At 71.0% G+C, this 24,572-nt stretch carries 16 protein-coding genes; 12 read left to right on the top strand and 4 right to left on the bottom strand.

What is annotated here, in order from left to right:
* Both KN815_RS17755 and KN815_RS17760 read right to left on the bottom strand, forming a co-directional pair.
* On the bottom strand, positions 1-588 hold a 588-nt coding region (locus tag KN815_RS17755), incomplete at its 3' end, for a helix-turn-helix domain-containing protein (protein WP_216342909.1).
* Between the two features lie 88 nt (positions 589-676).
* A complete protein-coding gene (locus KN815_RS17760) occupies positions 677-2,509 on the bottom strand; it encodes a right-handed parallel beta-helix repeat-containing protein (RefSeq protein WP_216342910.1) in 1,833 nt (610 codons plus the stop codon).
* Between the two features lie 606 nt (positions 2,510-3,115).
* Here KN815_RS17760 and KN815_RS17765 point away from each other — a divergent pair.
* The 11 genes from KN815_RS17765 (at position 3,116) to KN815_RS17815 (ending at position 21,132) form a co-directional block, all read left to right on the top strand.
* Complete coding sequence (locus KN815_RS17765) at positions 3,116-3,772, top strand: ThuA domain-containing protein (RefSeq protein WP_216342911.1); 657 nt, start codon at positions 3,116-3,118, stop codon at positions 3,770-3,772.
* Positions 3,757-4,845, top strand: a complete 1,089-nt coding sequence (locus KN815_RS17770) for a Gfo/Idh/MocA family protein (protein WP_216342912.1) — start codon at positions 3,757-3,759, stop codon at positions 4,843-4,845. Before KN815_RS17765 ends, KN815_RS17770 begins: the two co-directional genes overlap by 16 nt.
* Positions 4,846-4,893: 48 nt before the next feature.
* Positions 4,894-7,920, top strand: a complete 3,027-nt coding sequence (locus KN815_RS17775; protein WP_216342913.1) for an alpha-mannosidase — start codon at positions 4,894-4,896, stop codon at positions 7,918-7,920.
* 15 nt (positions 7,921-7,935) lie between these two features.
* Positions 7,936-8,952, top strand: a complete 1,017-nt coding sequence (locus KN815_RS17780; RefSeq protein ID WP_216342914.1) for a hydroxyacid dehydrogenase — start codon at positions 7,936-7,938, stop codon at positions 8,950-8,952.
* Between the two features lie 80 nt (positions 8,953-9,032).
* The gene (locus KN815_RS17785; protein WP_216342915.1) at positions 9,033-10,010 is read left to right on the top strand and encodes an ABC transporter permease; all 978 of its coding nucleotides are present in this window, start codon (positions 9,033-9,035) and stop codon (positions 10,008-10,010) included.
* Positions 10,007-10,951, top strand: coding sequence for a carbohydrate ABC transporter permease (locus KN815_RS17790; RefSeq protein ID WP_216342916.1), 945 nt, complete (start codon positions 10,007-10,009; stop codon positions 10,949-10,951). Before KN815_RS17785 ends, KN815_RS17790 begins: the two co-directional genes overlap by 4 nt.
* Positions 10,952-10,956: 5 nt before the next feature.
* Positions 10,957-12,582, top strand: a complete 1,626-nt coding sequence (locus KN815_RS17795; RefSeq protein WP_216342917.1) for an extracellular solute-binding protein — start codon at positions 10,957-10,959, stop codon at positions 12,580-12,582.
* A complete protein-coding gene (locus tag KN815_RS17800) occupies positions 12,582-14,573 on the top strand; it encodes a DUF2264 domain-containing protein (protein ID WP_216342918.1) in 1,992 nt (663 codons plus the stop codon). The genes KN815_RS17795 and KN815_RS17800 overlap by 1 nt, the downstream gene beginning before the upstream one ends.
* Positions 14,566-17,679 carry an alpha-mannosidase gene (locus tag KN815_RS17805; RefSeq protein ID WP_216342922.1) on the top strand — a complete coding sequence of 1,038 codons (3,114 nt, stop codon included), beginning with the start codon at positions 14,566-14,568 and terminating at the stop codon, positions 17,677-17,679. The genes KN815_RS17800 and KN815_RS17805 overlap by 8 nt, the downstream gene beginning before the upstream one ends.
* Before the next feature lie 53 nt (positions 17,680-17,732).
* The gene (locus tag KN815_RS17810; protein WP_308403658.1) at positions 17,733-18,881 is read left to right on the top strand and encodes an ROK family protein; all 1,149 of its coding nucleotides are present in this window, start codon (positions 17,733-17,735) and stop codon (positions 18,879-18,881) included.
* Positions 18,882-19,152: 271 nt separating this feature from the next.
* Positions 19,153-21,132 carry a heparinase II/III domain-containing protein gene (locus KN815_RS17815; RefSeq protein ID WP_253209055.1) on the top strand — a complete coding sequence of 660 codons (1,980 nt, stop codon included), beginning with the start codon at positions 19,153-19,155 and terminating at the stop codon, positions 21,130-21,132.
* 31 nt (positions 21,133-21,163) lie between these two features.
* Here the strand turns inward: KN815_RS17815 and KN815_RS52185 are convergent, their stop codons facing one another.
* Entirely contained in the window at positions 21,164-22,150 is a 987-nt protein-coding gene (locus tag KN815_RS52185; protein WP_372458389.1) for a class I SAM-dependent methyltransferase, read from the bottom strand.
* Positions 22,151-22,276: 126 nt separating this feature from the next.
* Entirely contained in the window at positions 22,277-23,206 is a 930-nt protein-coding gene (locus KN815_RS17830) for a LysR substrate-binding domain-containing protein (RefSeq protein WP_216342920.1), read from the bottom strand.
* A 582-nt stretch (positions 23,207-23,788) separates the two neighbouring features.
* On the opposite strand from KN815_RS17830, the gene KN815_RS17835 reads away from it, so the two are divergent.
* Complete coding sequence (locus KN815_RS17835) at positions 23,789-24,451, top strand: hydrolase (RefSeq protein WP_216342921.1); 663 nt, start codon at positions 23,789-23,791, stop codon at positions 24,449-24,451.
* Positions 24,452-24,572 lie beyond the last annotated feature (121 nt).

A 24,572-nucleotide genomic window follows, 5' to 3' on the forward strand; every position in this document is an offset into this window, starting at 1 on the left:
GGCGCCCAACGCCGCGTAGCGCATGCGCCGTTCGTCCGCGGTCGCCGCTCCGGTGCGCGGCCGCCCGCTGGGGACGGCGTCGGCGACGACGAGGAACGCCGCGCCGTCCGCACGAGCCCACGTGGCCAGCAGCTCGGGCCGCGCGCAGGCCAGTGGCGGCTCAAGAGGCAGGCACACGGGGGCCGTCGGACCGTCGTGCCGGATCCGCCAGCGCTGCCACACCCGGCCGACCGTGGTGTGCGAGATCCCGAGATGGTCGGCGAGCGCCCTCGCCGACCAGGCGCGCTGCGGCGAGGGCGGGCCCGCGAGCGTCGCCGCCACCACGTCCGCCTCGTCAACGCGCACCGGGCGTCCGCTGCGCGGCCGGTGCTCGAGGCCGGCCAGGCCGTCAGCCGCGTACCGCTGCCGCCAGGCGCTCACCGTCGGCCGCGAGACACCCAGCCGGTGTGCGCTCCGCGACACGGACAGCCCCGCGGCCGCATCCCGCACGATCGCCACCCGCACCGCCCGCTCCGGTCTGTCCCCGGACCACGCTTCGAGCTCCGCCAGCTCCCGCTCGGTCAACGACACCTCACCCGACGTGGACACGGCCGCCCCTCACACCCCACTCGTCATGCGATGGCGCGGACGCGCCCGGCGGTTCACCCCGAGGTGGAGACCGCCAGGCGCGCACACATCATTCCGTGATCTTGAACGTGTCCTTCGAGTCGTTCTGGAGCTCGACCTGCCCCGGCAGCAGGTTCCGCACCCTGTTGCCGGAGAACGTCCCGGTCCCGGTGACTCCCGAGGCGACCCAGATGCCCTGGTTCGCCGGGCCGTCGACCGTGTTGCTCCGCAGCGTCACCTTCACGTTCTTCTTGGTGATGAACAGGCCCGCGCGCAGCGCGCCACGCATGACGTTGTCCGTCATGGTGACGTTCGTGAACGCGTCGGGGAAGTTCGACGTCGGTGACGGCGAACCGATCTGCACCCCGTGTCGGATGCCGTTCCAGCCGCCGCCACCGAGCAGGACGTTTCCGCTGACCGTGGCGGATTCCAGCGGGTGGCCCGAGTCGCCGAACACGCCGACCTCCAGCGTGCTGTTCGAGGACACGCTCTTCACCAGGTTGTTCTTGAACTGGATGTCCTTGCCGCCGGCGATCCGGAGGCCATTGGCCCACCAGGGCGCGATCGCGGTGTTGTTCAGCACCCGGGCGCCGCTCAACTGGCCGTTGTCGCCCTTGGTGCCGGAGTCGGAGTAGACGGCGAAGGAGTCGTCGCCGGTGTTGCGGGCGAAGTTGTTCTGGACCGTGATGTCGTCGCCGCGCTTGTCCGGGCTGGGCGTATTGCTGTTGTTGATGTTGAAGCCATCGCCGTACGAGTCCGCCGTCCGGCTGTCGCGGATGGTGCCGCCTGTGCCGGACAGCCAGTTGGCATCCGTGTGCCGGGTCCAGATCCGCTCGACCAGCCAGCCCTTGGCGCCGCTGGCGTTGATGCCGTAGTCGGAGCCGCCGGGACCGCGGACGTCCCGGTAGATGGCGTTGGCGTCGATCTGGATGTCGCTCAGCCGGGTGCCGGAGCCGACCAGGATCTGGGAGCGCTGCTTGGCCGGCAGCGGCGGCTTGCGGTAGATCGTGGTGTACCACATGCCGGCGCCACGCACGGTCACGCCGGTGAAGTCCAGCGGCGCGGCCCCGTCGAAGCTGTTGGTGAGGTACTCGCCCTTCGGGATCCAGACCGATCTGCCCTGTTCGCGGGCGGTGTCGACGGTCTTCTGGATGGCGACCGTCGAGTCCTTCCGAGACGTCGGGTCGGCGCCGTGGTCGACCACGGAGAGCGAGTTCTCGGGGCGGGTGCGCGCGTCCCCGACGTTCTCCAGATCGACGGAGTCCACGTCGTAGTAGGCGGCCGTGTTGGCGGCATCCTTCTTGAGCGTGATGGTGCTGCCGTCGAGGATCGGGGCGCCCTCGACCCGGACGGGGAATTCGTTGTAGAAGCGGTAGGCGGCCCCGCCGGCGTTCGGGTCGTCCGGGTTGGTGGCGGCGTGGCGGTAGTTCCATGCCTGCTTGGAACTGATCGTGATCGCCTGGCGGTACGTGCCGTCGACGTAGAGGTTCAGCGAGGCGTCGATGCCGCCGCCTTGCGGCGCGTCGGGGATGGAGGCGCGCACGACGAGCGTGTTGGCCTGCTTGCCAGTCTTGTTCACCACCGCCACCGACTGGCCGGTCCGGTCCAGCTTGGCATAGGCGTAGCCGGATGCCTCGGTCTCCGGAGTGGCCTTGGTGGGCGCGGGATCGCCCGGCTCGATGGCGTGGACCTTGGCGCCACCGCCGAGTGTCCCGGACTCCGCCTCGACGGTCGCGAAGGGGGTACGGGCCCCGGCTTCGGCGGCGGCCGTGGCTTCGGAGCCGGCTGCGGCCGCGGGCTCCGCGTGCCCTTCGGCGCCGGGGAGGACGGTGAGGGCGCCGGCGCCGAGCAGTGCGGCACCGGCGACCCAGATGGAGAGTCGCCGGACTCTGCGGTGATGCATGGATGACCTCTCGTTCGCCTGAGCGGCGGTGGGGGTGGGTGAGCCCTCGCCTCACTGGGCGGACAGGGCGTCACTGGGCGGACATGAAAGTCCATCTGATTGACTTACGTCAATGCGGTCGACGGGCCCTTTTCATCGGACGCGCGGGAGAGTCGGCCCGAGGGCATCAGCCCGCGTGTCCCGCCGAGTTGTCGACGGAGCGGGTGGTGCGGCCCGCGGTGCGGCAGGGCACCGGGCAGCCGGACGCCCCGCCGCAGAGCTCCTGCGATGTAGCCCTGAACAGCAGTTTCGCCGTCGCATTCCGCGATGCCGGACCCCTCCAGGTCAGGGGTAGGGCTGCCAACCGCATCCGCATGACAAAGACTTGCCCACGGCTTCGCCCAGTTCGTGTCACCGCCCGAGCGGGCCCCCCGGAACTCACCGCCGGGGCAGCGAGTTAGTACAACGTATTGACAAAGAGTCGAGTCGGTTCATACGTTCGCAATGTCGCGACCGGCACCGTCATCGGTGGCATCTCCCTCTCCTGCCGGACCTGCCTGGCGCGACCCAGACCACCCCGAAAGCCGCGTCCTGCCACGCGGTGACGAATGGGAGCGTGCATCCACCTTGACCACCGACACCCGGCGGGCGCTGGTCGTCCGCGGCGGCTGGGACGGGCATCACCCCGTGACGATCAGCGACAGCTTCGTTCCGTACCTCAAGGACCGAGGCTTCACCGTCGAGACCTCCGAGGACCTCGCGGTGTACGACGACGCGGAGCGCCTCGCCGCCACCGACCTGATCGTCCAGTGCTGGACCATGGGCAGCATCACCCGCGAGCAGAGCGCCAACCTCGCCGCCGCGGTCCGCGCCGGCACCGGCCTGGCCGGCTGGCACGGCGGCATCGTCGACTGCTTTCACGACCACGGCTACCACCTGCTCACCGGCGGCACGTTCGTGATGCACCCGCCCGGCTACCTCGACCACGGCTACGAGATCGTGCCACAGCGCGCCGACCACCCCATCGTCGCCGGGCTCGACGACTTCACCCTCCACTCCGAGCAGTACTGGGTGCTCACCGACCCGCAGATCGACGTGCTGGCCACCACCACCTTCCCGCCGGACGAGTTCCACGACCGGCCCGCGGTGATGCCCGCTGTGTGGGCCAGGACCTGGGGCCAGGGCCGGGTCTTCGTATCGACCATCGGGCACAAGCCCGACGACTTCGACGTGCCGGAGGTCCGGACGCTGACCGAGAGGGGACTGCTGTGGGCGAGCCGCTGAAGCCACTGCGCGTGGGCATCGTGGGTGCGGGAAAGATCAGCGGTGCCTACCTCGCCACCCTGACCAAGCTGACCTCGGTGGAGCTCACCGCCGTCACCGACCTCGACCGCGGCCGCGCCGAGGCCCTCGCCGCGCAGTACGCGGGCCAGGTCGCCGTGGCGGACTCGGTGACCGACCTGGTGGCGCGGGAGGACCTGGACGCCGTCCTCAACCTCACCATCCCGGCCGCCCACGCCGACGTCGCGCTTGAGGCACTGCGCGCGGGCAAGCACGTCTACGGCGAGAAGCCCCTGGCCGCGAACCGCGAGGAAGCCGACGCCGTGCTCGCCGCTGCCCGCGAGACGGGTCTGCGGGTCGGCTGCGCCCCCGACACCGTCCTCGGCACCGGCACCCAGACCGCGCGCAAGGCGATCGACGACGGCCTGATCGGCCGACCGGTGGCCGCCACGGCCTTCATGACCGGCGCCGGGCACGAGAAGTGGCACCCGGACCCGGAGTTCTACTACCAGCCCGGCGGCGGCCCGCTGCTGGACATGGGCCCGTACTACCTCTCCGCCCTGGTGCACCTGCTGGGCCCGGTGGTCAAGGTGACCGGCGCGTCCTCCCGCCCGCGCACGGAGCGCACCATCGGCAGCGGCCCGCGTGCGGGAAGCAGCTTCCCGGTGGAGGTGGACACGCACATCACCGGCACCCTGGAGCACGCCGGAGGCGCCTTGTCCACGCTCATCATGAGCTTCGACGTACGCGCCGCGCGCCTGCCGCGCATCGAGGTACACGGCACCGCCGCCTCGCTGTCCGCACCCGACCCGAACAACTTCGACGGCGCCGTCGAGCTGAACCGCGGCGACGGCTGGGAGACGCTGCCGGCCTCGGCCGGCTACCCGGACGCGGGGCGCGGCGCGGGCCTGGCCGACCTGTCCGAGGCCCTGTCGGCCGGTCGCCCGCACCGCGCGTCCGCCGGACTCGCCGCCCACGTCCTGGACGTCATGCTGACGCTCATGGACGCGGCGGAGCAGGGCCGGGCCCTGCCGATCAGCAGCACCTGCGAGCGCCCCGCCCCGGTCGCCCGCTGACCCGCACACCCCACCACCCGCCGACGAGACCGGAAAGACAGGCCCTGGATGCACGACGACCGGAAGCTGGTCGAAGCCCGCCTGGAACGCGTCCTCAACGAACGCGTCCGTCCCGCCGTCCACCCCGCCACCACACCCCTGACCGTGGAGATCTGGTCCACGGCGGACGAGCCCGTCCCGGTGGCCGAGGGGCTGGCGGCACCGACCCGCCCGATTGTCACCGGCGCCCCCTGGGGCGCGCCGTGGGGGACAAGCTGGTTCAAGGTGACCGGCGAGGTGCCGGGGGAGTGGGCCGGAAGGACGGTCGAGGCCGTGCTCGACCTCGGCTTCACCCCGCGTACCCCCGGCTTCCAGTGCGAGGGACTCGTCTACGAGCCCGACGGCACCCCGGTCAAGGGCCTCCACCCGCGCAACACTCACGTCCGCGTCGGCGCCCCGGCCGCCGGCGGCGAGCAGATCCACTGGCGTATCGAGGCCGCCTCCAACCCCGACCTCGAGGCGGACGGCGTGCCCTTCCAGCCGACCCGGCTCGGCGACAAGGCGACCGCGGGCGACGCGCCCCAGTACGTCCTCGGCGACATGGTGCTGGCCGTCTTCGACGAGACGGTGTGGAACCTGGTCATGGACCTGGAGGTGCTCGGCGAGCTGATGGCCGAGCTGCCCGTCGACGGCGCCCGCCGCTGGGAGCTCCTGCGCGCCGTCGGCCGCGCGCTGGACGCCATCGACCTGCGGGACGTGAACGGCACCGCCCAGGCCGCGCGGGACGAGCTCGCCGAGGTGCTGGCCGCGCCCGCGAGCCCCGGGGCGCACCGCATCAGCGCCGTCGGCCACGCCCACATCGACTCCGCCTGGCTGTGGCCGCTGCGCGAGACGGTCCGCAAGGTCGCCCGTACCGCCTCGAACATGACCAAGCTCCTCGAGGACCAGCCGGACTTCGTCTTCGCCATGTCGCAGGCCCAGCAGTTCGCCTGGATCAAGGAGCACCGCCCCGAGGTCTACGCCAGGGTCAAGAAGGCGGTCGCGGACGGCCGCTTTGTACCGGTGGGGGGCATGTGGGTCGAATCCGACACCAACATGCCCGGCTCCGAGGCGATGGCCCGGCAGTTCGTCCACGGCAAGCGCTTCTTCCTCGAAGAGTTCGGCATCGAGAACGACGAGGCATGGCTCCCCGACACCTTCGGCTTCGCGGCCGGCCTGCCGCAGATCATCAAGGCCGCCGGCTCCGGCCGCCTCCTCACCCAGAAGATCTCCTGGAGCAAGACCAACTCCTTCCCGCACCACACCTTCAACTGGGAGGGCATCGACGGCACCCGGATCTTCACCCACTTCCCGCCGGTCGACTCCTACAACTGCGAGATGACGGGCGCCCAGCTCGCGCACGCGGCCCGCAACTTCAAGGAGAAGGGTCTCGCCAGGCACTCCCTCGCCCCGGTCGGCTACGGCGACGGTGGCGGCGGCACCACGCGCGAGATGGTCGCGAAGGCGGCGCGGCTGCGCAGCATGGAGGGTGCGCCGACGGTCCAGTGGGAATCTCCTGCCGACTTCTTCGAGAAGGCCGAGGCCGAATACCCCGATCCGCCGGTGTGGGTGGGCGAGCTCTACCTGGAGCTGCACCGCGCCACCCTCACCAGCCAGGCGCAGACCAAGCGCGGCAACCGGCGCAGCGAGTCCCTGCTGACGGAGGCCGAGCTGTGGGCGGCCACGGCGGCGGTACGGGCGGGAGCGCCGTATCCGTACCAAGAGCTGGACCGGATCTGGAAGACGGTGCTGCTGCACCAGTTCCATGACATCCTGCCGGGCTCGTCGATCGCCTGGGTGCACCGGGAGGCGCGGGAGACGTATGCGCGGGTGGCGCAGGAGCTGGAGGGCATCATCGAGGGTGCGCAGCGGGCGCTCGCCGGTGCGGGCACCAGTGAGCTGGTCTTCAACTCGGCGCCGCACACCCGGCGCGGTGTCCCGGCCGGCGGCGCGTCGGCCGCGGCCGACGAGGGCGGCGGCGTCGTCCCGGTCCCGCGCGACGGCGGCGGCTACGTCCTCGACAACGGCCTCCTGCGCGTCGAGATCGACGCCCGTGGCCTGGTCGTCTCCGCCTACGATCGCGCTGCCGGCCGGGAGGCGATCGCGCCCGGGCAGGCGGCCAACCTGCTCCAGTCGCACCCCGACTTCCCCAACCAGTGGGACGCCTGGGACGTCGACGCCTTCTACCGCAACACCGGCAGCGACCTCACCGAGGTGGCCGCTCTGGGCGTGGAGGGCACCTCGGTGCGTATCGTGCGCGCCTTCGGCGGCTCCCGCGTCAGCCAGCTCCTGTCCGTACCGAAGGACGCCAAGCGGCTCGATATCGACACCGAGGTCGACTGGCACGAGACCGAGCGCTTCCTGAAGCTCGCCTTCCCGCTGGATGTGAAGGCCGACCGGTACGCCTCGGAGACGCAGTACGGGCACGTCTACCGGCCCACCCACCAGAACACGAGCTGGGAGTGGGCGAAGTTCGAGGCGTGCAACCACCGCTTTGTGCATGTCGACGAGCCGGGCTGGGGCGTGGCGATCGTCAACGACGCCACGTACGGCCACGATGTGACCCGCGCGGTACGCACCGGTGCCCGTGCGGGGACCACCACCACGGTGCGGGCGTCGCTGCTGCGCGCGCCCCGCTACCCGGATCCGGAGACGGACCAGGGCGTACACCGCTTCCACCATGCGCTGGTCCCTGGCGCCACGGTCGGCGACGCCGTACGCGAGGGCTACCGCGCCAACCTGCCGGAGCGCCGTGTCACCGGCACCGCCGCCGGGGTGGCGCCCCTGGTCGGGGTCGACAACGACGCCGTCGTGGTGAGCGCGGTCAAGCTCGCCGACGATCACAGCGGCGACCTGGTGGTACGCCTCTATGAGGCCAACGGCGCCTGTGCCCGCGCCACCGTCCGCGTCGACGGCTTCGCTGCCGCCCGCGCGGTGCTCACGGACCTGCTGGAACGCCCGCTGCCCGGCGCCGAACGGCCGGCCGTGGCCGACGGTGGCGTGGCGCTCGCGCTGCGGCCGTTCCAGATGGTGACCCTGCGGCTGCCGCGCGGCTGAGAGGACCGGACCGATATGACTGCCCCAGTGGCACGCGCGGACCGCCCCACGGCGGTGTGCGTGATGAGCCCCGACGTCGCCGGTCTCGTACTGCCGGCGGAGCTGCGCGATCGGCTGGCCGAGATGGCGCACCTGGTCCCGGACCCAACGGGTGCTTCGGTGCACGCCGCCTTCCCCGAGTCGCTTGCCGAGGTGGAGGTGCTGGTCAGCAGTTGGGGCTGCCCGCGGCTGACGGCCGAGGTGCTGGCGCGGGCCCCGAGGCTGCGGGCCGTGCTGCACGCCGCCGGGACGGTCAAGTCGCTGGTGAGCGAGGCGGTGTGGGAGCGCGGCATCGTGGTCTCCTCGGCCGCCGATGCCAACGCCGGCCCGGTCATCGCGTACACCGCCGCTCTGATCACGCTCGCCGCCCGGCGGACGCTGACCATGGCGGCGGGATACGGGACCGGGTGGCCGGAGCACGCGCTCCGCTGGGGTGGCGACGGCCTGACGGTGGGCATCATCGGCGCCTCCCGCATCGGCCGCGGCGTGATCGCCCAACTGGCACGCTCCGAAGCGGGCTACCGGATCCTGCTCAGCGACCCGTATGTCACGGCCAAGGAGGCGCGGTCGCTGGGCGCGGAGCCGGTGGAACTCGCCGAACTGTGCCGCCGCTCGGCGGTGGTGAGCGTGCACGCGCCGCTGCTGCCGGAGACGACGGGACTGCTGGACGCGAAGCTGCTGGCGCTGCTCCCCGACGGGGCCGCGGTGATCAATACGGCACGGGGCGCGATTGTCGACACCGAGGCACTGACGCGCGAATGCGTCTCGGGCCGGCTCGAGGCGTACCTCGATGTGACGGATCCCGAGCCGGTGCCGCCGGGGCACCCGCTGGTTTCGCTGCCGAATGTGCTGCTCACTCCGCATATCGCCGGCGCCCAGGGCACAGAGGTGCGGCGGCTGGGGCAGTACGCGGTCGCCGAGTTCGCACGCTGGCTGGCGGGCGAGCCGCTGCGGGGCGAGGTCACGCGGCAGGCGCTCGCCCGGCTGGCCTGAGCCGCCGACCGCCGCCGGGCGGGGCATCGGGCCTGCCCGACCACAAGCACATTCGCTCGATGATGGAAGGGCTCCACCTCATGACAACGGTTCAACAACCGGCCGCCCCGGCGGCCGAGGAGGGCGGAGGGGCGGACATCCGCCGGCCGCCGCGCCTGCGCCCGGCCGGCCGGCGAGACGTGGCGCTGTTCTGGTTCGCGATACCAGGGCTGACAGCGCTGCTGCTGTTCCACTACGTTCCGCTGCTCGGAAACGTCATCGCGTTCCAGGACTACCAGCCGTACATCGGCATCATGCACAGCCCCTGGAGCGGGCTGGACAACTTCGATGTGCTCTTCAACGGTGACGACCAGTTCCTGCGGGCACTGGTCAATACGCTGCAACTGACGCTGATCCAGGTGGTCTTCGTCTTCCCCGCACCCATCCTCCTCGCCCTGGCCCTGAACAGCCTGGTCAGCGAGCGGATCAAGAAGTGGGTGCAGAACGTGCTGTATCTGCCGCACTTCCTGTCCTGGGTGGTCGTCGTCGCCCTCTTCCAGCAGATGCTGGGCAACACCGGCATGCTCAACCTGTTTCTGCAAGCCCACGACCTGGGCACCTGGAACATCATCGGCAACCCGGAGCTGTTCAAGTCGCTGCTCACCTCCCAGGTCATCTGGAAGGACAGCGGCTGGGGCACCATCCTCTTCCTGGCCGCCCTCTCCCGCGTCGACAACGACCTCTACGAGGCCGCCGCGATGGACGGCGCCAGCCGCCTGCGGCAGACCTGGCACGTCACCCTGCCCGCGCTGCGCGGCCTGGTGATCCTGCTGCTCATCCTCCGCCTCGGCGACGCCCTCTCCGTCGGCTTCGAGCAGATCCTGCTTCAGCAGACCGGCGTCGGCCTGGAGAACAGCGAAGTCATGGACACCTACGTCTACAACCACGGTCTCCTCGGCGGGGACTGGGGCGTCAGCGCCGCCGTCGGCCTCGTCAAGGGGCTGGTCGGGGTCGTGCTGGTGCTGGGCGCCAACAAGGTCGCCCACCTCTTCGGCGAGGAAGGTGTCTACACGTCATGACAACGCTGTCGCCAACCCACCCGGTGCGCCGCAGGCCGCCGCGCCGGGCCTACAGCGCCATCCCCGGCGAGACCCCCGGCACCTCGCCGTGGCGCGCCCTGAAGTCGTTGATCCTCCTGATCTGTGTGGTCCTGGTGCTGCTGCCGTTCCTGGCGATCATCTCGACCTCGCTCGCCGACACCGCACAGGTCACCAAGGCCGGCGGCTACGTCCTGTGGCCCGACAACCCGGGCTTCTCCGCCTATTCGGCGTTGCTCTCCGGCGGGCTGGTCGCCAAGGCCATGTTCGTCAGTGTCGGCATCACCGTCGTCGGCACGGCCCTGTCGCTGCTCAGCTCCATCTCGCTGGCCTACGGACTCAGCAGGCCGGGCTCCTTCGGGCACAAGCCGATCCTGATGCTGCTGCTGATGTCGTTGCTGTTCGTGCCGGGCGTCATACCCAGCTATCTGATGGTCAAGCAGCTCGGCCTGATCAACAGCTACTGGTCACTGATCCTGCCGACCATGATCAACGCATTCAACGTGATCGTGTTGCGCTCCTTCTTCATGGGCATCCCCAAAGAGCTCATCGACTCGGCGCGCATCGACGGCGCCTCCGAACTGTCGATCCTGACCCGGATCGTGCTCCCGCTGTCCAAGGCATCGGTCGCGGTCATCGGCCTGTTCTACGCGGTGACGTACTGGAACGCCTTCTTCAACGCGCTGCTCTACATCAACGACGCCGCCAAGTGGCCGATGCAGATGGTGCTGCGCACCTACGTCGTCAACAACGCGGCTCTCAGCGGCGGCCAGGTCGACGTCGCGGCCGGCGCGCCGCTGCCGCCGGCACAGTCGCTACAGGCGGCCATCCTCGTGCTCTCGATCGTGCCCATCGTGATCGTCTACCCCTTCCTCCAGCGGCATATGAACAAGGGCGTCATGGTCGGAGCGGTGAAGGGATGACGGTGATGAAACCAGCTATGAGCCGCCGCGGCTTTCTCGCCTCGGCCGCCGGTGCCACTGCCGGGTTCACCCTGGCCGGCTGCGGTGACTACAAGCCGGTCTCGGCCAGGGCGGCCAACGCCAAGGCCACGCTGCCCACGTACATCCCGTACCAGGGCGTGCCCACGTCGATGCCCGCGACAGCGGACGGCGTCTCGGTCGGCTACGAGCACTACCCCGCCAACCCCGTCAAGGCGCTGCCGGACGGCCCGCCCGCCAAGGGCCCCGCCATCGACATCATGACGCTGATCTTCAATCCGGTGCCGCCGCCGGTGGACAGCAACGTCATGTGGCAGGCGCTCAACAAGAGCATCGGCTGCGACCTCAACTTCGAGATCACACCGGTCGCCGACTATCCGAACAAGTTCGCCGTGACGCTCGCGGGCGGCGATCTGCCGGACGCGATGCTGATGCTGCCGCCGAAAGACAATGCCGCGGCAACCCCGGGCATGCTGGACGCCCTCTTCGAGGACCTCACCCCGCATCTGTCCGGGGACAACATCCGGGACTACCCGTACCTCGCCAACATCCCGACCGCCTCCTGGGCGCCCTGTGTGCTGGGCGGCGGCATCTACGGGATCCCGATGCCCCGGCCGGTCTCCGGCGGTCCGGTCTTCACCCGCCTCGACCTGCTCAAGAAGCTGGACGTCGACCCGAACCCGAGCAGTTGGAAGGAGTACTTCCAACTGTGCAAGGACGTCACCGACCACAAGCGCAACCAGTACGCCATGGGCGACCCCATCACCGCGTTCGACACGACCATGCAGATGCTGGGCGGACCCAACAAATGGCGTGAGGAAGGGGGGAAGTTCACCTTCTGGCTCGAGACCGAGGAGGCCAAGCAGGCCATGGACGCGGTCCGCCGGATGACGAAGGCCGGAGTCATGCACCCGGACGCCTACACCGTCACGGGCAAGGTCAAGGAGTGGTTCGGCACCGGCCGGCTCGTCATCAACCCCGACGGGGCCGCCGCGTGGAACGACTACTACACCACCTACGCCCCCGCGGCGAAGGGCTTCGACCTCGGCTATCTGATGCCGCCCAGTTGGGACGGCGGCAAGGGCACCTACTGGTCGGGCCAGTCCTATTACGGCTTCCTCATCATCAAGAAGGCGCCCAAGGCACGTATCAAGCAGATCCTGCGGGCGATGAACGCCCTTGCCGCGCCCTTCGGCACGGACAGCTATCTGCTGCGCAAGTACGGCGTCCGGGGCCCGGACCACACCATGAAGGGCGCCGACCCGATCCTCACGCCGAAGGGCACGGCCGAGGTCACCCTGCCGACGACGTTCGCCACGGACGCGCCCTTCACGCTCTACTACCCGGTCAAGCCGGAGATCGTGAAGACGCAGTACGCATTCCAGAAGGACGCCGTCGAGCGGCTGGTCCGCAACCCCACCGAGGCCCTCTACTCGCCCACCAACGCCAAGAAGTCCGCACTGCTCCAGAAGACCCTGGACGACACCCGCAAGGGCATCATGCAAGGCCGCGTCCCCCTCAAGGAGTGGGACGGCGTCATGCGGAACTGGCGCAAGGAGGCGGGCGATCAGATCCGCGTCGAGTTCGAAAAGGCATGGGAGACCCGCTACTGATGCACCACCGCACCCCCGCCGAGCACCGCGCCCGCTGGGAGCGGACCGCCGACGACATGCTGCTCGCCGTCCGTCCGTACGCCACCGACGGGCACGGCCTGATCCACCTGCCCGGTACGCCGAGCCACAACGGCGTGCACAGCGACGGTCTCGAGGGGTTCGCCCGCACGTTCCTGCTGGCCGCGTTCCGGCTGGCGGGGGCGGCGGGCGCGGACCCGCACGACCTCGCCGGGTGGTACGCGGCCGGCCTCACCGCAGGCACCGACCCGGAGCACCCGGACCGGTGGCCGGCCTTCGCGAAGTGCAACCAGGCGAAGGTCGAGGCGGCCTCCATCGCGCTCGCGCTGCACGAGACCCGGCCGTGGATCTGGGACCGGCTGGAGGCGAAGGTCCAGCGGCGGGTGCTGGACTGGCTGGCGCCGATGGTCGGTGATCCGATGCCGGGGAACAACTGGATCTGGTTCCAGGGCGTCACCGAAGCCTTCGCCCGGACCGTTGGAGGCCGGTGGCGCCAGCAGGACCTCGACCGGACCATCGCGCTGACCGATGGCTGGTACGCGGGCGACGGCTGGTACTCCGACGGGCTGACCGGCGGCGGACACCGCAACTTCGACCACTACAACGGGTGGGCGATGCACCTCTACCCGCTGTGGTTCTGCCGCATCCTCGGCGATGCGGCGCCCGCCGGGCTGCTGGACCGCTACCGGGAGCGGCTGCGGCGCTTTCTGGCGGACCAGCGACTGCTGGTCGGAGCCAATGGCTCACCGCTGATCCAGGGCCGCTCACTCACCTACCGGCATGCGGCGCTGGCTTCCGTGTGGACCGGCGCCGTCTTCGACGCCACACCGCTGGCGCCGGGGGAGACCCGGTCGCTCGCGACCCGCATGCTCGACCACTTCACCGGGCACGGGGCGCTGAACGCGCGGGGGCTGCTCACGCTCGGCTGGCACCGCCCCTTCCGCGGCATCCTCCAGAGCTACTCCGGCCCTGCCTCCCCGTACTGGGCGAGCAAGGGCTTCATCGGTCTCGCCCTGCCGCCCGACCATCCGGTGTGGACGGCTCAGGCGACGCCGCTGGCCGTCGAAGAGGGCGATTTCGCGCAGGAGTTGGCGACGCCCGGCTGGCTGGTCTCCGGCACCGCCGCCGATGGCGTCGTACGCGTCGTCAACCACGGCGGCGACCACGCCGACCCGGCCCGTCCGCACGCCGACGACCCGTCCTACGCGCGCTTGGCCTACTCCACGCACACCGCGCCGGAGACCCCCGGCGACCCGACCGTCCCCGGCGGCAGTGCGGACGCCGATCCGCTCGACAACGCGGTCGTGCTGCTCGACGCCGCCGGGCGGGCCTCGCACCGGCGCCCCGCCACCCGTATCTCCATCGACGGCGCCACCGCCGTCTCGCGCTCGCGCGCGCACTGGCTCGAGGACGCGACATGGGATGTGTTCGGTGGCCCCGACACCGACTACACCCTCGGCCCCTGGGTCACCGTCGGCTCCGCGCTGCGCGGCTCGGTCGAGGTCCGCGCCGTACGCGTCGACGGCGATCCCGGGCCCGGCCATGTGCTGCGGGTCGGCGGCTGGGCCCTGGCCGTGGACGGCGCGCCATCGGACGCCGACACCGCCCGGGTCGAAGGCACCGACGGCCCCGCCCGGGTCGAGGGCACCGACGGCCTCATCTCCCTCGTCGTAGGCGTGCGAGGGCTGCCCCACAGCGCGGTGAGCCCGGGATCCGACAGCAACGCCCTCGGCCCCGCCTCCGCCACCCCCGTCGTGGAGACCGAAGGCCCCGTGGCCCACGGCACCCTCCACATCGCCCTGGTGCACCTCGGCGGCACCGACCCCGCCGCCCTGCCCCAGGTCACCACCGGTGCCGACGGCACCACCCTCCTCGCCGATGTGACCTGGACGGACGGCACCCGGGACACGATCCGGCTCCCGGCCCCCGATCCGGACGCGTACGACCCCTGGAAGGATGACCACCGTGCATGACGACCGCAGGATCATCGAGGACCGGATCCGCAGGCTGCTCGACCGGGTCGTCCGCCCCGCCCTGTACAGCGCTGCCCGGCCGCTCGCGCTCAGGGCCTGGTTCGTGGACGGAGAGCCGGTGCCCGTGGCCGCCGCGTTGACCGCCGCGTACGAACCCTTCCAGCTCGGCTCGGCATGGGGCGCGCCCTGGTGCACCACCTGGCTGCGCGCGAGCGCCGAGATCCCCGCCGACTGGGCCGGCCGCCGGGTCGAGGCCGTCTTCGACCTGGACTTCGACCTCACCAAGGGGCCCGGCGGCCAGGCCGAGGGCCTGGTCCACGACGCCCATGGCACGCCGGTCCAGGGCCTGCACCCGTACCACCGCAGCGTGCTCCTCGCCGACCCCGCCACCGGCCGCGAGGGCGTCGATCTGCTCATCGAGCTGGCCGCCAATCCGCCCATCACCGGCAGTGGGGGGATCAACACCCATTACGGTTCGCCGGCGACGGCAGGCTCCGACCATCTCTACCGCCTCAAGCAGGCCGAGATCGCTGTCCGCGAGGACGACGTCTGGCACCTCATCCACGACATGGAGGTCCTCGGCGAGCTGATGGGCGAGCTTCCGCTCGGCTCCGCCCGGCGGCACGAGATCCTCTACGCCCTGCGCCGCGCCGCCGACGCCGTCGACCCGGCCGACGTGGCGAGCACCGCCGCAGCGGCACGCGACCGCCTCGCCGACGTGCTCGCCCGGCCGGCACACGCCTCCGCGCACACCCTGGCCGCCGTCGGGCACGCCCATATCGACTCGGCCTGGCTGTGGCCGGTGCGCGAAACGGTGCGCAAGTGCGCGCGCACTTTCACCAACATGACAGCTCTCGCCCAGGAGTACCCCGAGCTGATCTTCGCCTGCTCCTCGGCGCAGCAGTACGCGTGGATGCGCGAGCAGCGCCCCGAGATCTTCGCCCGGATGAAGCGGGCGGCCGAGGAAGGCAACTGGGTCCCGGTCGGCGGTATGTGGGTCGAGGCCGACGGAAACCTCCCCGGCGGCGAGGCCATGGCCCGCCAGCTCGTGTACGGGCGGCGCTTCTTCGCGGAGGAGTTCGGTGTCGAGCAGAAGGGCGTATGGCTGCCGGACTCCTTCGGCTACACCGCCGCCTACCCGCAGTTGGCCAGACTCGCCGGCGCGGAGTGGTTCCTGACCCAGAAGCTCTCCTGGAACGAGACGAACAAGCTGCCGCACCACACCTTCGACTGGGAAGGCATCGACGGCACCCGCATCTTCACCCATCTGCCGCCCGTCGACAGCTACAACGCGTCGCTCACGGGGGCCGAACTCGCCTACGCCGAGCGCAACTTCGAGGACAAGGGGGTGGCCACCCGGTCCCTGGTCCCGTTCGGCTACGGGGACGGCGGTGGCGGCCCCTCCCGCTCCATGCTGGAGAAGGCCCGCCGGCTGCGCGACCTGGAGGGCTCGCCCAAGGTCGCCATCGAGGCCCCGGACGCCTTCTTCGCGGCGGCGCGTGCCGAGCGCACCGGGCTTCCGGTGTGGCGCGGCGAGCTGTACCTGGAGAACCACCGCGGCACCTACACCAGCCAGGCCCGCACCAAGCGGGGCAACCGGCGCAGCGAAGCACTGCTGCGCGAGGCCGAGCTGTGGGCGGCGACGGCGGCGGTACGGGCGGGCGCCCCGTACCCGTACGAGCGCATCGAAGCGCTGTGGCAGCGGGTGCTGCTCAACCAGTTCCACGACATCCTGCCGGGCACCTCCATCGCGTGGGTGCACCAGCAGGCCGAGCGGGAGTACGGGGAGATCCGCGACGAGCTGGAGGGGCTGATCGCGGATGCGGCGGGCCGGCTGCCGGGTGCTGCCGGAGCGCTGCTCAACGCGGGGCCGTACGCGCGCCGCGAGGTCGCGCTCGTGCGCGGGGCCGAACTCCCCGGTGCGCAGCGCCTGTCGGACGGGCGCAGCGCCGTCCTGGCCGAGGTGGCCGCCCTCGCCTCCGGTGGCACGGTGGCCGCGCCGCGCCAGGAGGTCACGGCCGTTTCCGAGGGCGGGGGCTTCGTCCTCGACAACGGCGTGGTACGGGTCGTGGTGGACCGGCGCGGTCTGATCACCTCGGTTCACCACCACGCCGCCGGCCGGGAGTCGATCGCGCCGGGCAGCGCCGGCAACCTTCTCCAGTTGCACCCCGACGACCCCAACCTGTGGTCGGCCTGGAACATCGACTCCTACTACCGCGACACCGTCCGCGACCTGATGGAGGCCGAGTCGGTGACACTTGTCGACCGGGGCCCGCTGCTCGCCTCGGTGCGGGTGGAGCGCGCCTTCGGCGCCTCCCGGATCGTCCAGCACCTGGACCTCGCCGCCGAATCCGCCCAGGTGACGGTCCGCACCGATATCGACTGGCAGGAGCGCGACACCGTACTGAAGGCGGCCTGGCCGCTGGACGTGCACGCGGAGCACGAAAGCGCCGAGATCCAGTTCGGGCATGCGCGGCGGCCCACACACGAGAACACCAGTTGGGACGCGGCCCGCTTCGAGCTGTGGGCGCACCGCTGGGTGCATGTGGGGGAGCGGCGCTGGGGAGCGGCACTGCTCACCGACTCCACATACGGGCACGACATCCGCCGCGACACCCGCGCGGACGGCGGCACCACGACCACGGTGCGGCTCTCGCTGCTCCGCTCGCCGCACAGTCCCGACCCGCAGGCCGACCGCGGGCGGCACAGCTTCAGCTATGCGCTGGTGGCCGGAGCCGGCATCGAGGAGGCCATCGCGGGTGGGTACGCTCTGAACCTGCCACTGCGCCCGGCCCCGGTGTCGGCCGCCGCCCTGGTGTCCGTCGAGCCCGGCGACGTCGTGGTGGAGTCGGTGAAGCTGGCCGATGACCGGGGCGGCGACGTCGTGGTGCGGCTGTACGAGGCATGCGGCGGGGCGGTGCGGGCCGCTCGGCTCACGGCGGGCTTCGAGCTGGCCGCCGCGTACGACTGTGATCTGCTGGAGCAGCCGGGCGCGCAGGTGGCCGTGTCCGAGGACGGGGCCGTGGCCTTGACGTTCCGCCCGTTCCAGATCCGTACGCTGCGGCTGCGGCCCACGATGCCGCCGAGCCAGGGAGAGACACGTTGACGACCGCGAAGCCCGAGAATCCGGCCATCAGGCGCGGCACCAACCTGCCGCGGATGGCGGACTTCAACGAGTCCGTGATCCTGGACGCCATCCGCCGGCACGCGGACGGCCTCAGCCGGGTGGAGCTCGCCCAGGCCACTGGCCTGTCGGCGCAGACCGTCTCGAACATCACCCGCCGGTTGCTCGACCAGGGTGTGGCGCGCGAGTCGGGCAAACAGCACACCGGCAGCGGCAAGCCCCGCACGCTTCTGGAGGTCGTGCCGAGCTCGCGCTACGCCGTGGGGGTTCACCTCGACCCCGCCGTGATCACCACGGTTCTGGTGGATCTGGCCGGCACGGTCGTCGCCCAGCGCAGCCGGCAGACACCGAGCGGCGGCGACACCGACCGGACCAGCGCCGGCATGGCGGCATCGGTGTCGGCGCTGGTGGCCGAGTCCGGCATCGACGACGCCCGGGTACTGGGCCTGGGCATCGCCGCTCCCGGCCCCATCGACGCGGAAGCGGGCTGGGTGGTGGACCCGCCGGAGCTGCCGGGCTGGGGCCGCTACCCGCTGCGCGATCGCCTGAGCGAAGCCACAGGCTTCCCGGCGCTGCTCGACAAGGACGTGACGGCGGCGGTGGTGGCCGAACGCTGGGCCGGCGCGGCCACCGACAGCCGCAACCTGCTCTTCTTCTACCTCGGCACCGGCTCCGGCATGGGCCTGGCGGTGGAGGACACGGTGCTGCGCGGCGTGTCGGGCAACGCGGGCGAGGTCGGCGGCCTCGGCGCGTCCTTCTCGGCCCGTACGCTCGTCGACGAGGCCATCGCCCTGGGCGTGCTCGGCACCGAGTACACCTGCCTCGACCCGGCCGACGCCCAGCGCGGCCTGGAACGCCTGGCGGCGCTGGCCGCCGCCGGGGACGTACCGGCGGACGGCATCATCGAGCGCCTGGCCATCCGCATCGGCCGCGGCGTCTGCGCGGCGGCGACGCTCCTGGACGTGGACAGGGTCGTGTTCGGCGGTCCGGTGTGGCAGTTGCTGTCCGATCGCCTCCTGCCCACGATCGAGTCGATGGTGGCGCGGAGCCCATTCGTCAGGCCGACCCACCCGACGACGGTCACCTCGACCACCCTGGGCGAAAACGTGGCGGCAATCGGCGCGGCCGTCCTGGTCCTGGACCGCACCCTGTCCGCTCAGCCCAGGTCGCTGCTGCTGGTCTGAAGCGCCCCAAGGCGCCCGGGCGCTGCGCTCTCGGCCATATGACGCCCGCGGGCGGGCCGCGGATGGTGCCCGGGTGCGGCGCCGGGCGTGGTGCCCGGGTGCGCGCCGATGTCCGCCGTCGCCGCGTGGGCCATGGCGGCGGGGGGCTTCCACATGACCTTCGCGCCGCGGCCGCGCACGCACACCGGGCCGTAGCCCCGGCCCATCACCTCCCACCCGTCCTAAGTCCCCCACCCGTCCCAAGTCCCCCACTCTCCCGGAGCCCTAGGCCATGCCCGGCTATCCCCGTCTGACAGAGCTGTTCCCGCCCTCGCTGGTCGCCGCCCGTATGCCGCGGATCGGCGAGTGGAGTCCCGTACCGCCCGCGGCGGACCGGGGCGCGTGGGAGGGCATCGGCGACGACACCCGCGACCGCGTACTGCGGGCGGCCGGCTCGGCGCTCGGAGATCCGTGGCCGTCCCTGCCCGCCTCGCTGTTCGCCCGCTTCGCCCGCGACGGCGACCGCTGGGATTACCAGGCGCCGGCCGCCGCGCGACGAGAGCGGCTCGGGTGGGCGGTGCTGGCCGCCGCCGTGGGCCCCTCGTCAGCAGAATTCCTGGACGAAGTGATGGACGGCGTCTGGGCGCTGTGCGAGGAGACGAGCTGGGTGCTCCCGGCGCACGACTTCCGGGTCCTCGGCTCCCACGGCCGCAAGCGCGGCCTGTTGCCGGACCCGGAGTGCCCCACCCTGGACCTCGGCGCCTCGATGACGGCCGTGCTCCTGGCGCTGGCCGACGCGATCGTCGGCGAGGAGCTCGACCGGATCGACCCGCTGGTGCGCCGACGGCTGCGCCGGGAGGTCTCCACCCGGGTGCTGCGGCCGTATCTGCAACGCGACGACTGGGGCTGGTATGACGGTTCGACCGCCAAGCTGAACAACTGGAATCCCTGGATCCACTCCGAGCTGCTGCTGGCCACCGCGCTGACAGAGGAGTCCGACGAGGTCCGTGGCTCAGTGGTCTCCCGCATCGTCCAGGGCCTGGAGAACTACCTGGCCGCGCAGCCGGATGACGGCGGCTGCGACGAAGGGCCGCACTACTGGTGGCGCGCCGGGGCGAGCCTCTTCGAATGCCTGGAGACCCTCACCTCGCTGCTCGGCACCGACGCGGGGGTCTTCGACCATCCGCTGATCCGCGCCATCGCCCGCTTTCCCCTGGCCACCTGGATCGGCGACGGCTGGGCGGTCAACTTCGCGGACGGGCCGGCGCGTCCGCGCGAGATGGCGGCAGCGGTGCTGCACCGGTACGGCCGCCGCACCGATCAGCCGGAGGTGTGCGCACACGCCCGGGCGCTGCGCGGCGGCGCCGATGCCGCGATCCCGGAGACCGGCGGGCCGTTCGACCTGCGTCGTACCATCGATGCCCTCTTCGACGCCGACTGGCAGACGGCCGCTCCCGCCCCCTTCCCGCTGCCCGTACGCAGTTGGCTGCCCGACACCCAGGTCCTGGTCACCCGCGCCGCGGCGGGCACGGAGCGCGGGCTGCTGCTGGCGGCGAAGGGCGGCCACAACGACGAGAGCCACAATCACAACGATGTCGGCACCTTCATCGTCGCCCTCGACGCCCGGCCGCTGCTGATCGACGCCGGGGTCGGCACGTACCGCAAGGAGACGTTCAGCCCGGAGCGTTACGGAATCTGGTCGATGACCAGCGAGTATCACAACGTGCCGGTCGTCAACGGCCTTGGCCAGCCGCCGGGGCCGGGCTTCCGGGCGGCCGCGGTCGCCCACCGCTGCGCCGGCATCACTGACGAGCTGAGGTGTGACCTCGCCGCGGCCTATCCGCCTGAAGCAGGGCTGACTCGCTGGCAGCGCACGTTCCGGCTCGTACGCGACGTGGACGACGGCGAGCGCATTGAGATCGGCGACGCCTGGGGCTGCTCCGCCCCGCTGGGCTCACTGGCGCTGCACCTCCTGGCCGGTGGGGAGGTGGCCCTCGTGGACGGGGGCGGCCGGGCCGTCGTCAGCCCGTCGGCCGGGCGTGGGCTGATCCTGGACTGGAACGCCGTGGCGTTCACCGCCTCGGTGGAGACGATCCCGCTCACCGATCCGGCCTTCACCCGCGTGTGGGGCCCGGCGATCCACCGGCTCGTCCTCACCGCCCGCCGGCCCGCGGCCGAGGGCGAGCACACGCTGACGGTGCGGCCGACTGGGGGGGGCAAGGGGTCGCAGGTTCGAATCCTGTCGTCCCGACGATGTGAGCGGGCCCGCTGACAGGGAGAAACTCCAGTTCAGCAGGCGGTTGTCATCGGCATGGGGCTGCCGGCCCCCGCAGGACGAGGAGGACCAGCCCGTCGGCATCGTGCCGCTCCGCAGCCGCCCAGCGACTCGGCAGGCGGGCAAGCTCGTCCTCGCTCAGGGTGATCCCGCGCCGCTCAGCGGGGGTGTCGGCGGCGAGCGGCGTGATGAGGACGAGGGCGCCGCCCGGCCGCAGCCGATGGCCCAGCGTGTCCAGGGTGCGGTCGCGGAAGGTGAGGAACGGAGCGACGAATCGCAGGGTGATCAGGTCATAGCCGTCGGCGTTCAGCGAGGCTCCGTCGTCTTCCTCGACGTCGAGACGGAGCCAACGGGCAATTTCACCGTGGCGGGTGCGGGCTTCGGCGAGGGCGGTTTCGGACCAGTCGATGGCGTCCACGGTGTAGCCGGATGAGGCCAGGTGTGCGGCGAGTTCGCCGGTCCCGCACCCGACATCGAGAGCCAGAGCCTCGGCGGCGGGCGGCAGATGTGTGGCGATCAGCGTGCGTTCGGTGTCGGTGAGTGGCCGATAGCGGCGACCTTCGGCATAGCCACGGTCCCATTCGTCCTGAGTGGTGAACATGTGCGACGGCAGACCCTTCTCGATAGCGGTTCTGGCAACGGCAGGGCGAGTTGAATCCGCTGGTAGCCGCCTGGAGCCGGTGCGGCGGGCTGAGCTGGGGCCGTGCTGGGCGATGTCGACAAGCCGCCGGAAGTGGGGGTCGTCGATGGCCTCCAGCTCGACGCCGGCTGCGGCGGCCAGGTACTGGGTGGTGGCGATCCGCTCGACCTTGGGCTCCAGGCGACCCGCGCGGGAGGTGGACCAGGCCGCCAGGGCGGAGTTGATGACGCCGATGGCGGCGGCGGCCAGCAGGCCACGTATCAGACGCCCATCGGCCGCGAGGCGGCGCAGGCGTCGGCCGGCGTCCTCGAACGCGGCGACGCGCTCGGCCCAGCCCGCCTCGGCGTCCGGCCGATGGGCGGCGTCCGCGTTCATCAGCCACCGCGAGCCGCTTGCGGATGGACGCTCCACACGTGCGAGGGCCAGCCGCACCGAGAAAAGCTCTGTGACTGTGGGTCGGAGCGCTTCGGTGCTCGAGGCTGCGGGCCGTAGCCGAAGGCACTATGTGATGGGGCTGCGTAGCCATCCATTGTGTTCAGCGCATCGTCGGGCGGTGGCGAGGACGCTCGCAATGGCGGGTGACGGATCCTTCGCGGGCCACAGCACCGAGAGTTCTGCCACGATCGACGGATCGACGACATCGCGACGAATGATGCTGGTGCTGTCCTTCGCGGCGTGCTCAGCGAACGATGTAGGGGCCAAGCCGACATTGCGTCCGCTGGATAGCCGGGCGAGCATGGCGTTTACCGGCGGTTCCTCGAACGCGCAAATCTTAGGTGAGAAGCCTGCTTCGTGGCACGCGGCGACGATGCCGTCGTAGTACGCCGGTGCGAGCCGGCGAGGGAATAGCTGTAGCGTCTCGTCGCGGAGGACCGTCACCGGGATCGTCGGTGCGGCAGCGAGGCGGTGGCGAGTGCTGAGGAGCGCGGAAACGGGCTCTTCACGGAGAATCTCGCTACCTACCCCGTCGAGCGGCTGCGGTGAGAGGGCGAGACCGATGTCCAGGTCGCCGGCACAGAGCCGTTCGGGAATCTCCGCGCTGAAGAACTCTCGAGGGTCGACCGTGAAGTCGGGGTGGTCTTCGTGGAGAGCGTCCAGAAGCGCCGTGAGCGTGTCGAAGCTCGTGACCGGCGTATAGCCCAACCGAATCGTCGTCGCGATCCCTGCCCCGGCCCGCCGGGTGAGCTGCACGGCTTGCTCCAGCGCGGCTAGCGCTATCGGTGCCTCGTGAACCAGCGTCCGGCCCGCCGCGGTGAGCTGCACCCGACGGCTCGAACGCACAAACAGCGGGGTTTCGAGGGTCTCCTCAAGCTTGCGGATCTGATGACTCAGGGACGGCTGGGAGATGTAGAGACGCGTGGCCGCGCGGCCGAAGTGGAGTTCCTCGGCTACGGCCATGAAGTAGCGGAGGACGCGGGGGCTGACATCCATAGGCGAATCCTATTGCCCGGCGTCCGGACAAGTCTTGGACGCCCGCCGGATGGCCGCCGTAGCGTCGTTCACGCCACGGGAGACGTTCCCACCTGCCCCGTCGAGTCCGGCCGAGCCTGGTCGGATCCGGTCTCGGTCGAGGTGACCGGCCTCCGTGGCACATCAGCCCGGCAAGGGGAGAAGCACGAACATCACCGTGATCGGAGGAGGCAACATCGGCGGCGGGCCGGCCGACCTCGGAGGCGGTGTTGCTCGCCGTCCCGGGAACCGCCGTGGAGGTGGCTCTGTCATCCGTCGTCGTCCTTGAGGACAAGACGGTGCTCGACGCCACGATCCTCTATGGCGCCTGTGGCCCGGTGGCGACGAAGCCCAACGCCTTGTCAGGCAGCTCAGTCTCGGCGCCGGGTACGACGCGGTCCGCCTGGGCGACCTGAGCATGGCCGCCACTCAGGAAGGCGTGGCCGGCCCGAACTTCGCAATCGCGCAGGCCGGGCCGGGCCGGTTCGTCTACCTGATGGCATCACCCGAACAACTCTGACTCTCACCATCGAACGCTCAACTCATCACGCAGAAGGAACCATCGTGACACGCACTGCAAAGGCCGGACTCGAAGCACTGCTTACCCCCGAGGAAAGCGTCCTGGTGCTCATCGACCACCAGCCCTTCCAGTTCACCAATCTCAACAGCCACGAACCAACCATGATCGTTAACAACGTCGTCGGCCTGGCCAAGGCCGCGAAGGCGTTCGACGTCCCCACGGTGCTGACCACGGTGATAGAAGAGCGTGGCGGCTACCTCATCAAGGGCCTCCAGGACGTCTTTCCGGACCAGAAGCCGATCAACCGCACGTTCATCAACACCTGGGAGGACCGTCGCGTCGTCGACGTCGTGGAGCGAACGGGGCGCAAGAAGCTGATCATCGCCGGGCTGTGGACGGAGGTCTGCGTCGCCATGCCCGCCATCCAGGCGCTGGGTGAGGGGTACGACGTCTTCGTCGTCACGGACGCCAGCGGCGGGGGCAGTGCCGAGACGCACGACATGGCGGTGCGTCGCATGGCGCAGGCCGGCGTGGTGCCGATCACCTGGATGGCCGTGATCAGCGAATGGCAGCGCGACTGGGCTCGCGAGTCAACGACCGACGCGCTCGCGCAGGTTCTCTTCGACCACGGTGGCGGTACCGGGGTCGCGCTCGCCTGGGAGCTGCAACTGCTGGCCACACCCACCGCCGATGGTGCCGGCGTGTAGCTCTGACCGCTGCTGAGCCGGAGGCGGGTCGGGCGCTCACGGCCGTGAGCGCCCGACCCGCCTCCGGCTCAGCAGCGGTCAGAGCTACACGCCGGCACCATCGGCGGTGGGTGTGGCCAGC

The organism is Streptomyces niphimycinicus, from assembly GCF_018883605.1.
Classification (GTDB): Bacteria; Actinomycetota; Actinomycetes; order Streptomycetales; family Streptomycetaceae; genus Streptomyces; species Streptomyces niphimycinicus.

Excerpts from the sequence above, each read along its gene's own strand:
- KN815_RS17760 (WP_216342910.1), bottom strand. The coding sequence starts at position 2,509 with ATGCATCACCGCAGAGTCCGGCGACTCTCCATCTGGGTCGCCGGTGCC.
- KN815_RS17775 (WP_216342913.1), top strand. The coding sequence starts at position 4,894 with ATGCACGACGACCGGAAGCTGGTCGAAGCCCGCCTGGAACGCGTCCTC.
- KN815_RS17780 (WP_216342914.1), top strand. The coding sequence starts at position 7,936 with ATGACTGCCCCAGTGGCACGCGCGGACCGCCCCACGGCGGTGTGCGTG.
- KN815_RS17785 (WP_216342915.1), top strand. The coding sequence starts at position 9,033 with ATGACAACGGTTCAACAACCGGCCGCCCCGGCGGCCGAGGAGGGCGGA.
- KN815_RS17790 (WP_216342916.1), top strand. The coding sequence starts at position 10,007 with ATGACAACGCTGTCGCCAACCCACCCGGTGCGCCGCAGGCCGCCGCGC.
- KN815_RS17795 (WP_216342917.1), top strand. The coding sequence starts at position 10,957 with ATGAAACCAGCTATGAGCCGCCGCGGCTTTCTCGCCTCGGCCGCCGGT.
- KN815_RS17800 (WP_216342918.1), top strand. The coding sequence starts at position 12,582 with ATGCACCACCGCACCCCCGCCGAGCACCGCGCCCGCTGGGAGCGGACC.
- KN815_RS17810 (WP_308403658.1), top strand. The coding sequence starts at position 17,733 with ATGGCGGACTTCAACGAGTCCGTGATCCTGGACGCCATCCGCCGGCAC.
- KN815_RS17815 (WP_253209055.1), top strand. The coding sequence starts at position 19,153 with ATGCCCGGCTATCCCCGTCTGACAGAGCTGTTCCCGCCCTCGCTGGTC.
- KN815_RS52185 (WP_372458389.1), bottom strand. The coding sequence starts at position 22,150 with ATGAACGCGGACGCCGCCCATCGGCCGGACGCCGAGGCGGGCTGGGCC.
- KN815_RS17830 (WP_216342920.1), bottom strand. The coding sequence starts at position 23,206 with ATGGATGTCAGCCCCCGCGTCCTCCGCTACTTCATGGCCGTAGCCGAG.